The organism is Streptococcus suis, from assembly GCF_046032115.1.
Taxonomy (GTDB): Bacteria; Bacillota; Bacilli; order Lactobacillales; family Streptococcaceae; genus Streptococcus; species Streptococcus suis_AJ.
In genome coordinates, this window is the sequence record NZ_JARQOZ010000001.1 from 187,471 (window position 1) to 199,048 (window position 11,578).

Annotated in this window: 11 protein-coding genes; 2 read left to right on the forward strand and 9 right to left on the reverse strand. The window is 43.2% G+C overall.

Annotated elements, in window-relative coordinates; all coding sequences use genetic code 11:
• Window positions 1-76: 76 nt before the first annotated feature.
• The 9 genes from rpsD to mnmA all read right to left on the reverse strand — a co-directional run bounded on the left by rpsD (window position 77) and on the right by mnmA (window position 9,567).
• Window positions 77-688, reverse strand: a complete 612-nt coding sequence (gene rpsD, locus P7J36_RS01075; RefSeq protein WP_002938227.1) for a 30S ribosomal protein S4 — start codon at window positions 686-688, stop codon at window positions 77-79.
• 307 nt (window positions 689-995) lie between these two features.
• Window positions 996-1,247 (reverse strand): Veg family protein, encoded by a 252-nt coding sequence (locus tag P7J36_RS01080; protein ID WP_002938218.1) that lies wholly within the window; start codon window positions 1,245-1,247, stop codon window positions 996-998.
• 3 nt (window positions 1,248-1,250) lie between these two features.
• Entirely contained in the window at window positions 1,251-2,606 is a 1,356-nt protein-coding gene (gene dnaB, locus P7J36_RS01085) for a replicative DNA helicase (RefSeq protein WP_100881838.1), read from the reverse strand.
• 31 nt (window positions 2,607-2,637) lie between these two features.
• Window positions 2,638-3,090, reverse strand: a complete 453-nt coding sequence (gene rplI / locus P7J36_RS01090) for a 50S ribosomal protein L9 (protein WP_012775408.1) — start codon at window positions 3,088-3,090, stop codon at window positions 2,638-2,640.
• Window positions 3,091-3,100: 10 nt separating this feature from the next.
• Window positions 3,101-5,062: a GGDEF domain-containing protein gene (locus tag P7J36_RS01095; protein WP_408550777.1), complete on the reverse strand. Its 1,962-nt coding sequence runs from the start codon at window positions 5,060-5,062 to the stop codon at window positions 3,101-3,103.
• Between the two features lie 106 nt (window positions 5,063-5,168).
• Entirely contained in the window at window positions 5,169-7,085 is a 1,917-nt protein-coding gene (mnmG, locus tag P7J36_RS01100) for a tRNA uridine-5-carboxymethylaminomethyl(34) synthesis enzyme MnmG (RefSeq protein ID WP_172030102.1), read from the reverse strand.
• Between the two features lie 2 nt (window positions 7,086-7,087).
• Window positions 7,088-7,543: an NUDIX hydrolase gene (locus tag P7J36_RS01105; RefSeq protein ID WP_408550776.1), complete on the reverse strand. Its 456-nt coding sequence runs from the start codon at window positions 7,541-7,543 to the stop codon at window positions 7,088-7,090.
• Window positions 7,544-7,671: 128 nt separating this feature from the next.
• A complete protein-coding gene (locus tag P7J36_RS01110; protein ID WP_408550775.1) occupies window positions 7,672-8,424 on the reverse strand; it encodes a CPBP family intramembrane glutamic endopeptidase in 753 nt (250 codons plus the stop codon).
• A gap of 18 nt (window positions 8,425-8,442) precedes the next feature.
• Window positions 8,443-9,567, reverse strand: coding sequence for a tRNA 2-thiouridine(34) synthase MnmA (gene mnmA / locus P7J36_RS01115; RefSeq protein ID WP_408550774.1), 1,125 nt, complete (start codon window positions 9,565-9,567; stop codon window positions 8,443-8,445).
• Window positions 9,568-9,783: 216 nt separating this feature from the next.
• On the opposite strand from mnmA, the gene sdaAB reads away from it, so the two are divergent.
• A complete protein-coding gene (sdaAB, locus tag P7J36_RS01120) occupies window positions 9,784-10,455 on the forward strand; it encodes an L-serine ammonia-lyase, iron-sulfur-dependent subunit beta (protein ID WP_044760162.1) in 672 nt (223 codons plus the stop codon).
• Window positions 10,456-10,467: 12 nt separating this feature from the next.
• Window positions 10,468-11,340 carry an L-serine ammonia-lyase, iron-sulfur-dependent, subunit alpha gene (gene sdaAA, locus P7J36_RS01125; RefSeq protein WP_205030891.1) on the forward strand — a complete coding sequence of 291 codons (873 nt, stop codon included), beginning with the start codon at window positions 10,468-10,470 and terminating at the stop codon, window positions 11,338-11,340.
• Window positions 11,341-11,578 lie beyond the last annotated feature (238 nt).

Below are 11,578 nucleotides of genomic sequence, written 5' to 3' on the forward strand. Positions count from 1 at the left end.
CAAACCCAGAAATCAACATTTTAAGACAAAGCAAAAAGCCCACTGTTGTAGGCTTTCTGTAAGATATTTCTTAAAATTAGAGCATTTTGTTGTAGAATTCTACGACAAGAGCTTCGTTGATTTCTGGGTTGATTTCGTCGCGTTCTGGCAAGCGAGTCAATGAACCTTCAAGCTTTTCAGCATCGAATGATACGAAAGCTGGACGGCCAAGAGTTGCTTCAACAGCTTCAAGGATAGCTGGAACTTTGATTGACTTCTCACGAACTGAGATCACTTGACCAACTTCAACGCGGTATGAAGGAATATCAACGCGTTTGCCGTCAACAAGGATATGACCGTGGTTTACGAATTGACGTGCTTGACGACGGGTAGTTGCCAAACCAAGACGGTAAACGACGTTGTCCAAGCGACGCTCCAAAAGAAGCATGAAGTTGAAACCAAGAGTACCTTGTTTGATTTTAGTAGCTTGTACGAACAAGTTACGGAATTGTTTTTCACCTAAACCGTAAGAGAATCGCAATTTTTGTTTCTCAGCCAATTGCAAACCGTATTCTGACAATTTAGAACGGTTGTTTGGTCCGTGTTGACCTGGTACGTAGTTACGACGTGCCAATTCTTTACCTGTACCTGTCAATGACAAGCCAAGACGACGAGCTTGTTTCCAAGATGGTCCTGTATAACGTGACATTTGTTATGTCCTCCTAAAATAAAAATTTCCGTCATTTCGTTTCTCTTTTATTACGTCGTTAAGTCGGCTTGGCATACCTCAGTATAGCCTGCCCCTCCTTGCCTAGTACTAAAAGGAAACAAAAAGACTTGTTTATAGGAAATAACGTTTTAAGCAAACCTGATTCGTGCAGGAGGCCTTCATCGAAACAGCAACGATTACTCTTCTTGCTGACCTTCTGTTGACGAGCTTCATTTTGCCCTGCTGTTATTTCGCACAAAGATTAGTATAGCACAAAAAAAAGGCTCTGTAAAGCCTTATATAGCGATTAATCCAAATAATGAATCAAAATCTTTTCTGTCAAAATGTCTGAGTAAGTATAAGATTCCACAAAGGTATTGTTTGGATCTTCAAATTCAACGATAAAGAGAGACTGATAAACCTCCACAATACGCCCCTGCTTATTCTTCTCACGCTTACGACCATTTTCAAGGGTCAATTCAACGATTTGTCCCTCATGGTCCTTAATATCTTGTTTGATTTGCTTCATTTTAGCAACATCTGTAAATGCATCACTCATTCTCTATCCATCCTCTCTCTTGGAAATACTTGCAAATTTATTGTATTCTTTTTGGAACATCAATTCCACGGTACCACGCGCACCGGAACGGTTTTTCTCGATGATAACTTCAACCGTATTGTTTGGAATGCCTCCATCTTCCTGCTCACCGCGCTCATAATAATCATCACGATACAAGAAGGCAACGATATCCGCATCCTGCTCGATAGACCCAGACTCACGAATATCGGACAAGACGGGACGCTTGTCCTGACGTTGCTCCACACCACGCGACAACTGACTGAGGGCGATGACTGGCACTTTCAATTCCTTGGCCAAAATCTTCAACTGACGGGAAATCTCCGAAACCTCTTGTTGCCGGTTTTCACGACCTGTTCCTGTAATCAACTGGAGATAGTCAATCAAAATCAAGCCCAGATTTCCAGTTTCCTGAGCCAACTTGCGTGAACGCGAACGAATCTCTGTAATCTTGATACCTGGTGTATCATCAATATAGATACTAGCCCGAGCCAGGTTAGCTTGAGCCACCATGTACTTATTCCATTCTTCCTGTGTCAAATGCCCCGTACGAATAGCCCTCGAATTGATAACTCCCTCAGAAGCGAGCATACGGTCAACCAAGCTTTCTGCACCCATCTCCAAAGAGAAGATAGCAACTGTCAAACCCAGTTTTGTACCGATATTTTGTGCAATATTGAGCGCAAATGCCGTCTTACCAACCGCAGGACGAGCCGCAAGAATAATCAACTCTTCCTCATGCAGACCCGTTGTCATGGCATCAAGAGCAGGATAACCAGTTGCAATCCCTGTAATATCCGACGTCTGCTTAGCACGAGTTTCAAGGTTGTCAAAGTTGATATTCAAGACATCATCAATCCGCTTGAAACCACTTCGACTGGCTCCCTCACTGACATCAATCAAGGCTTTTTCAGCATTGGCGATAATGTCATCTGAGCCATCTGCCCCCTCGTATGCCTGATTGACAGCATCTGTTAAACGGGCAATCAGTTTACGGAGATTAGACTTTTCAGCAACAATCTTGGCATAGAATTCCGCATTGGCTGCCGTCGGTACGGAACTAATGATTTCCGCCAAGTAAGCCAAACCACCGATATTTTCCAAGTCACCATGGTTGACCAGATAGTTCCGCATGGTGGTCGCATCGATAGCCTCATTCTTATCAGAAAGGGCAATCATAGCTTTAAAAATCAGCTTATGAGCATGCTTGAAAAAATCCTCTGCCTCAATGTATTCACGAACAAAGACCAGCTTGCCTTCATCAAGGAAAATAGCTCCTAATACCGATTGTTCAGCTAGAATATCCTGCGGTTGCACCCGCAATTCATCCAACTCTGCCAAGATCTCACCTCCTCACTGGCTAGATAAATAATTAAGCTTCCTTGATACTCAAATTAATGATGCCTGTTACATCTTGATAGATTTTAACTGGTACATCAATGAGACCAATCGCACGAATTGGGTGATCCAGCTGAATATGGCGTTTATCAATCTTGATGCCAAATTGCTTGTCCAATTCTTCAGCAATTTTCTTGCTGGTAATAGAACCAAAGGTACGACCATCTGGACCAACTTTTTCGACAAATTTCACTAAAGTAGCTTCCTCAGCCAGCTTAGCCTTGATAGCCTCTGCTTCTGCAATCATCTCTGCATGAGCCTTTTCCTTAGATTTTTCCTGACCACGAAGGGCGCTGATCGCTTGGTTTGTTGCTTCCTTAGCCAAATTTTTCTTGATCAAGAAATTTTGGGCGTAACCTGTTGGAACTTCCTTAATCTCACCCTTTTTACCTTGACCTTTAACATCTGCTAAAAAGATTACTTTCATATCTGTTCTCCTAATTTCCATTTATTTCTTCGCGGATTTTATCCGTCAACTTTTCACATACTTCTGCGATTGTCTGGTCATATACCTGAGCGGCAGCTAGGTTAAAGTGGCCACCTCCACCCATTTCCTCCATAATGCGTTGAACATTGATTTTACTATGACTCCTTGCAGAAATAGATACATACCCTTTGGTATTTCTTGTTATAACAAATACCGCCTCAATGCCCGCCATATCCAATATGGTATTAGCTGCCTTACTTGGAATGATTGTATCATACTCTAACTCCTCATCACCGCAGGCAATCACGATATGTGGCTCCAGCTTCTCACCACGCAAAATCAACTCATTGATTTGACGATAGGCATCGAAATCTGTCGCTGAAATCTGCTGAATTTCAAGACTATCACTGCCGCGTGTCCGCAAATAGCTGGCGACATCAAAAGTCCGACTGGTTACCCGAGAAGTGAAATTCTTGGTATCTAGCATTATCCCAGCCATCAAGAGACTAGATTGCAAACGATTGAGCTTATGACGTTTATCGTTTTGGAACTGAATTAATTCCGTTACTAACTCACTCGCAGAACTAGCACCACTCTCTATATAAGTCAAGACTGCATTGCTTGGAAAATCTGTATCCCTACGATGATGATCCACAATCACAACCTGACTGAATTGCTCATAGAAATCCTTATCCAAAGTCAAGCCAATCTTTGAATGATCTACCATGATTAACAACGACTGGAAAGTGACCATCTTCATGGCTTCCTCAACCGTTAGCAAATTAGAACAATTTTCATCACTCAACTTCTTGATAGCACGTGCAATATCTGGTGCCATTTCATCTGGATTATACACCGTATAGGCATTGTTCATAATATTTTGAGCAAAGTACTGCATACCGACCGCGGATCCAAGCGCGTCCATATCTAAATTACGATGTCCCACCACAAAAACAGCATCAACCGATTTGAGTTTATCTGATACAGCAGTCATCATAGCACGAGTCCGCGTACGTGTTCGTTTAACGGAAGAAGCTGAGCCACCGCCAAAGAAAAGTGGCTGTTTACTCTCATCATTTTCCTTGACCACAACCTGGTCTCCACCACGAACCTCAGCCATATTGAGATTTTGGAGCGCAACCTGTCCGATTTGGTGATGATTTTCATTACCATACGCCAATCCCATACTCAAAGTCAAACCTAAATCTAACTTTTTAGCCTCCTCGCGGAACTTATCAATAACTGAAAACTTATTCTCTATCAATTTTTCCAACACAGCATAATCTGTAAAGAAATAGAATCGATCCATTGTGCCGCGTCGGTAGTAGATACCGTAATCATGGCAAAATTCCGAAACAAATTGAGCCAAGAAGGAATTGACTTGGCTAATTTGAGAATCAGTTACAGCATCCTCAAGCTCATCATAGTTATCAACTGAAATAATCCCTATAACAGGACGGCTTCCGATCAAACTATTTGTCGCCGAATACTCTGTTGACGCATCAAAAAAGTAAAATAACCCTTGATCAAAATCAACGTTAACAGCATATCTCTTGCCTGAAAAGTTCGCATAAATTCGCTCCTCATCCAGACCAACGTCAATAATTTCACGTAGTTTTTTTTGATCAAACTCACCATTTTCTTGAGCAAAAATCAGCTCAGCAAAAGGATTAAACCATTCTACCTGATTACTATCTGGTCGAACTTTGATAACTCCCACTGGCATTTTATCCAAGAGCATCATCAAACCAGAATTAGCCTGATTATTGAGATATTCAATCTGTTCTAGCTCACTAAATTCATAAGAATGTTTTTGATAAATAAACAGCGCAATCAACACCAATAGGCTGATGAGTAGCGCAAAAACTGTACTGGCACCAATTGGAAAAAGTCGGTGGACAAGAGCCACCAACCCAAATAAAATGACACCTATCATGACAAAGTGAATTGTCGAAAATCGAAATCTTTTCATCACTAACCTCTGCCTGCCATTCTACCATAAATTCAGTAAAAAAGCTACTTTTCACATGATTTTAAAGTAGTTGACATATAGCTGACATACAGCGAAAAGAACAGCCTTAGTGACTGTCCTTTGATTTGTTTTTAGAAATGGAACGACTGCGTCCTTCCAAGTAGACCATGAGAATGGATATATCCGCTGGATTGACACCTGAAATCCGACTTGCCTGGCCAATGGTTTCTGGTGAAATCAGCTTGAATTTCTGGCGAGCCTCGGTCGCAATGGAATCAATGTCATCCCAGTCGATGTCGGCTGGAATACGCTTTTCTTCCATGCGTTTCATCTTCTCCACCTGATCCAAGGCCTTGGCAATATAACCCTCGTACTTGACCTCTGTTTCAATCAATTCAATGGTCTTGGCATCCAAGTCCTCTGCCGCAGGGCCGATAAAGGCTACCACATCTGCGTAAGTCACATCTGGACGACGCATGAATTCCTTGGCGGTCAAAGCGTCTGTCAAGGGCTTGAAGCCCATCGCAACAACTTTTTCGTTGGTTTCCTTGATTGGCTTGAGTTTGATAGACTCCAAGCGTTTCATTTCATTGTCAAATTGATTTTTGTGAATCTGGAAAACCTGCCAGCGTTCATCATCCACCAAGCCGACCTGACGACCGATTTCCGTCAAACGCATATCGGCATTGTCATGACGCAGAATCAGGCGGTATTCTGCCCGACTAGTCAAGAGGCGGTAAGGCTCCACCGTTCCCTTGGTCACTAAGTCATCAATCATAACACCGATGTAGCCGTCACTCCGTTTCAAAATCAACTCAGGCTTACCCTGTACCTTAAGGGCGGCATTGATACCAGCGATAATTCCCTGACCTGCCGCTTCTTCATAACCTGATGTTCCGTTGGTCTGACCTGCTGTAAAGAGCCCAGAAATCTTCTTGGTTTCCAGCGTTGCCCGCAACTGATGAGGCATAACCATATCGTACTCAATAGCATAGCCAGTCCGCATCATCTGGGCATTTTCCAAGCCTTTAATGGAGTGGATCAAGTCCTGCTGCACATCTTCTGGCAGACTGGTTGACAGCCCTTGGACATAGATTTCATCGGTATTACGACCTTCTGGCTCTAAGAAAAGCTGGTGGCGTTCCTTATCCGCAAAACGAACAATCTTGTCCTCGATTGACGGACAATAACGGGGCCCAATCCCCTTGACAATGCCTGAAAACATAGGTGCTCGGTGAAGATTGCTGTTGATAATCTCATGGCTGGTCGCGTTGGTATAGGTCAACCAGCAAGGAATTTGGTCCTGCAAATAATCCTCGTCCTTGGACAAGAATGAAAAATGATTTGGCTTTTCATCGCCTGGCTGAATCTCGGTTTCGTCGTAGTTTATAGTACGAGCATTAACACGCGGTGGCGTTCCTGTCTTGAAACGACCGATTTCAAGTCCTAATTCTTTCAGATTATCCGCCAGCGTGATAGAAGCTAGGCTATTATTAGGGCCTGACGAATACTTGAGGTCACCGATGATAATCTCGCCACGCAAAGCTGTACCCGTCGTCACCACAACTGCCTTGGCTGAAAATTTCTGGTTGGTAGCCGTGCGGACACCGATAACCTTGCCGTCTTCCACCAAAATCTCATCAATCATGGTTTGACGCAGGGTCAGATTTTCCTGACGCTCCACCGTCCGCTTCATCTCCGCTGCATACTCTGCCTTATCCGCCTGAGCCCGCAAGGCACGAACAGCTGGCCCCTTGCCCATATTAAGCATTTTCATTTGGATATAGGTCTTATCAATGTTGCGGCCCATTTCGCCACCCAGGGCATCGATTTCCCTTACCACAATCCCCTTGGCAGAACCACCAATGGAGGGATTACATGGCATAAAGGCCACCATGTCCAAGTTAATCGTCGCAAGCAAGGTCTTACAGCCCATCCGGCTGGCTGCCAATCCTGCTTCTACACCCGCGTGCCCCGCACCGATCACGATGACATCGTAGTTTTCTGCAAATGTGTGTGTCATTTTTATTTCTCCTTTATATTCATGATGTGTTTGACTTGCCCATTCCAGTTTGGCAATTCTTGAGCCAGAAAGGCTGGTACGATATCTAGGTTGACAAACTTGTCAACTTCAATCCATTCACAAGCTTGTTTCAAGTTATCTTCAATCATCTCCTTAGGCATTTCTCCGATAGGATCGACGATAAAATGAAATTCTATATTGTGAAAATCTATGTCTTCATGTGTAAACTGATTTTCAACGACAAAGGCTAGTTGATTGACACAACTGTCAACCCCTAATTCTTCTTTGACTTCCCGAACAACCGCATCTTGCGCAGTTTCGTTGACTGCAATCGCACCACCAATAGTATAATAACACCCCTTAGAGTCCCTCGTGAGAAATATTTTCCTATTTTTTATAAGCAATGCAGTCGCCCGAACACCAAAAATCTGATTGTCAATTCTGGTCCTAAAATCCAAATTCTCTCCTCGATAGCAAAAATAGCCAAAACTCTCGAAAACTGCAGGACAAAAAAGCCTACAATTCCCATGAGCTTTGACCATCATAGTTCTTGTTAAAATTAGTTTAGCAAAATAAATCCTTTTTTTCAATAATTTCTCTCTTGAATTATCGGTACCATATACTTCGGTCTAATTAGAATACAAGTAAGACTACCAAAAACAATAACAGCAAAAAATAACAAAAACCAACTGACATCTTGTTGAACTGCCTCAATATTGCCTTGACTTGCTAAAGAAGAAAAATCTTGTAAAAAATGAGCAAACATCGCCCAAACAAGAGATCTACTTCTTAGGTAAATAGCACCATAAAATAAACCACCAAAAGTAGAGGTTACAATTTGAAATAAGGTATGGTCTAAAGGTTGCGTTAAAATATTTGATGTGTGAGCCAAGCCAAAAATAAATGACGTCAACAGCAGACTGAGCCAAAGTGATTTCATATCGCGAACAATGTTCTCCTCCAAATAGCCCAAAAACAGACCACGAACGACATATTCCTCAAGTAGACCGGCAACAAGCGAATATACGAAAGCATCAAAAATATACTCTAACCTAGCTTCAAATAATAAAGGAAGATTGGCCCAAAGCATAAATACCCAGAGTGGTATCAAAGCATTTATTTGAGTTTTCAATGGCTGTATTTGACTATAGAACGACACTTTCACCTTCAAAATTTGCTGGTTTATAAGATAAAATAATGCAAAAATCAAGAAACCTTGTAGTACACTCCTCAAGGGTGAAAGATCCATAAATGCTAATAAGAATTTGGCAATAAAAAGGACAAAAAAGAGCACCAAGCCTTGAAGAGCAATTTGGACATAAGCTTTTTTAGTCTTCATCATATCCTCCCGACCTGTCTAAATATACTGACAAGCTACTCCGTCCTTGTAGGCCATGTCGATCATGCCACCGCCCAGACACTCTTGACCGTCGTAGAAAACAACGGCTTGGCCTGGTGTGATTGCTCGTTGTGGCTCTGCAAAGATGACTTCTGCCTTGTCACCTTTTACCTTGACAGTTACTTGACTATCTGGTTGACGGTAGCGGAATTTAGCTGTGCATTCTAGCGTGAATTCTTCAGGCATATCACGTGTAAAGTGAACTTGACTGGCCTGTAAAGAAGTTGACATCAAGGACTCATGGTAGAAGCCCTGTCCGACATAGAGGATATTTTTTGACAGGTCTTTTCCGACAACAAACCAAGGCTCATTGTCCCCACCGATTTGTCCTCCGATACCAAGCCCGCCCCGCTGACCAATGGTATAGTACATAAGGCCTGTATGTTCTCCCATGTCACGACCGTCAACCGTCATCATCCGACCGGGCTGGGCTGGCAAATACTGTCCTAAAAATTCTTTGAAGTTCTTTTCACCGATAAAGCAGATGCCTGTCGAGTCTTTCTTTTTAGCGGTCGCCAAGCCTGCTCGCTCTGCTATTTCCCTTACCTGAGGCTTTTGTAAATGGCCGAGCGGAAACATGGTTTTCTGCAGCTGTTCCTGTGAGAGTTGGCTAAGGAAGTAGGTCTGGTCCTTGCCATTGTCTGTCCCACGTAGCATATGGACAGTGCCGTCCTCGTCGCGTGACACCTGAGCGTAGTGGCCCGTCGCCACATAGTCCGCACCCAAGTTCATAGCGTAATCCAAGAAGGCCTTGAACTTGATTTCCTTGTTACACATAACATCTGGATTAGGCGTGCGGCCCGCCCGATACTCAGCTAAGAAGTACTCAAATACTCGGTCCCAATACTCTTTTTCAAAGTTGACAGAGTAGTAAGGAATGCCGATTTGGTCTGCCACCGCAGCCACATCTTTGTAATCTTCTGTTGCTGTACAGAAGCCATTTTCGTCCGTGTCGTCCCAGTTTTTCATGAAGATACCGATGACATCGTAGCCCTGCTCCTTGAGCAAGAGAGCCGTAACCGATGAATCTACACCGCCACTCATACCGACAACAACACGGGTTTTAGAATTGTCAATTGACATAATCTTCTCCCATCTTTTCGTAGAAATAACGATTTGAAGGTCGTATTTCAAAATTTTTCCAAAAAACGATTTGAAGGTCGATTTTGAACAACTTGTATTATACCACACAAAAGGGAGAAGCTACAGGAATTTTGCATTGAAAACCCATTCATCTTAGCATACTCCCTGACTGGAAAATTTGATATAATGAGGGTAAGAAAAAATGCGAGGCAGTTTATGAGCAACTTAAAATTTCAATCGGTTTTTGACATCATTGGACCGGTTATGATTGGACCGTCTTCCAGTCACACAGCTGGTGCGGTCCGAATTGGGAAAATTGTGTCTTCAATTTTCGGCGATGAGCCGACAGAGGTTGAATTTCAACTCTACAACTCCTTTGCCAAGACCTATCGCGGTCACGGTACAGATGTAGCCTTGGTAGCAGGTATTCTGGGCATGGATACGGATGATCCCCGCATTCCTGACTCTCTTGATATTGCAAGAGAACGAGGCATTAAGGTTTACTGGCGTGTCAACAAGGATAGCAATACCCCACATCCCAATACCACCAGAATCATCATAAAAAACGATAAAAAATCCATCTCAGCCACAGGCGTTTCCATCGGTGGGGGAAATATTCAAGTAACAGAACTCAACGGTTTTTCTGTCAATCTCAATATGAATACGCCAACTATTATTATTGTTCATCAAGATGTCCCTGGTATGATTGCGAAAGTGACCGATGTCCTTTCTAAGTATGACATCAATATCGCCCAAATGAACGTGACACGTGAACAAGCTGGCGAAAAAGCCATTATGATTATCGAAGTGGATGCTCGCCAATGTGAAAATTCTATTGCAGAAATTGAAAAAATTCCACATCTGCACAATGTAACCTTCTTCAACTAGAAAGAGAAAGACATGTTTTATACTATCGAAGAATTAGTTCAGCAAGCAGACAACTTTTCTGGTAATGTAGCTGAACTCATGATCGCTACTGAAATTGAATTGACCGGTCGTAGCCGCGAAGAAATATTGACAATTATGTCAAGAAACTTGACAGTTATGAAAGCCTCCATCGTAGATGGACTTACTGAAAGCAAATCCGTATCTGGTTTAACAGGAGGCGATGCTGCCAAGTTAGATGCCTATATGAAATCTGGTAAAACTCTGTCAGATTCCGCTGTCCTGTCCGCAGCAAGAAACGCTATGGCTGTCAACGAATTGAACGCCAAAATGGGCTTAGTCTGTGCCACTCCGACAGCAGGATCAGCTGGTTGTTTACCGGCCGTTCTTGGAGTAGCCATTGACAAGTTAAACTTGACCGAAAACCAACAACTTGACTTCCTCTTTACAGCAGGAGCCTTTGGTCTGGTCATTGCCAACAACGCCTCCATCTCAGGTGCAGAAGGAGGCTGTCAGGCAGAAGTCGGATCTGCCTCTGCTATGTCTGCTGCAGCCTTGACACTGGCTGCAGGTGGAACTCCCTATCAAGCCAGCCAAGCTATCTGCTTTGTCATTAAAAATATGCTGGGATTGATCTGCGATCCGGTTGCAGGTCTGGTAGAAGTTCCTTGTGTCAAACGAAATGCTATGGGAGCCAGCTACGCCATGGTAGCTGCCGATATGGCTCTAGCAGGTATCGAATCCAAAATCCCCGTTGACGAAGTCATCAATGCCATGTACCAAGTGGGCTCCGCCCTCCCAACTGCCTTCCGTGAAACTGCTGAAGGAGGCCTGGCTGCCACACCAACTGGACGTCGCTTGGCACAAGAAATCTTCGGAGAAAGTTGACAATCCTGTCAAGATAAAAAGGACCATTGCGGTCCTTTTCTTATTGTTTCGTAACCGCCCAATAACAAGGTATCTATCTAATCACTCCCTCCTCCTGTATACTGATATAAAAAACAAAACTGGAGGATTTATTATGTCACACCCCATCGTCCCATTGACTGTTCCCCTATCTCGCCGCTTTGAGAAGAAAGGCAGAAATGATATTCTGATGAAAATTCATCTCGGAAAAGTGGAAGTC

Excerpts from the sequence above, each read along its gene's own strand:
- rpsD (WP_002938227.1), bottom strand. The coding sequence starts at position 688 with ATGTCACGTTATACAGGACCATCTTGGAAACAAGCTCGTCGTCTTGGC.
- P7J36_RS01080 (WP_002938218.1), bottom strand. The coding sequence starts at position 1,247 with ATGAGTGATGCATTTACAGATGTTGCTAAAATGAAGCAAATCAAACAA.
- rplI (WP_012775408.1), bottom strand. The coding sequence starts at position 3,090 with ATGAAAGTAATCTTTTTAGCAGATGTTAAAGGTCAAGGTAAAAAGGGT.
- P7J36_RS01095 (WP_408550777.1), bottom strand. The coding sequence starts at position 5,062 with ATGAAAAGATTTCGATTTTCGACAATTCACTTTGTCATGATAGGTGTC.
- mnmG (WP_172030102.1), bottom strand. The coding sequence starts at position 7,085 with ATGACACACACATTTGCAGAAAACTACGATGTCATCGTGATCGGTGCG.
- P7J36_RS01110 (WP_408550775.1), bottom strand. The coding sequence starts at position 8,424 with ATGAAGACTAAAAAAGCTTATGTCCAAATTGCTCTTCAAGGCTTGGTG.
- mnmA (WP_408550774.1), bottom strand. The coding sequence starts at position 9,567 with ATGTCAATTGACAATTCTAAAACCCGTGTTGTTGTCGGTATGAGTGGC.
- sdaAB (WP_044760162.1), top strand. The coding sequence starts at position 9,784 with ATGAGCAACTTAAAATTTCAATCGGTTTTTGACATCATTGGACCGGTT.
- sdaAA (WP_205030891.1), top strand. The coding sequence starts at position 10,468 with ATGTTTTATACTATCGAAGAATTAGTTCAGCAAGCAGACAACTTTTCT.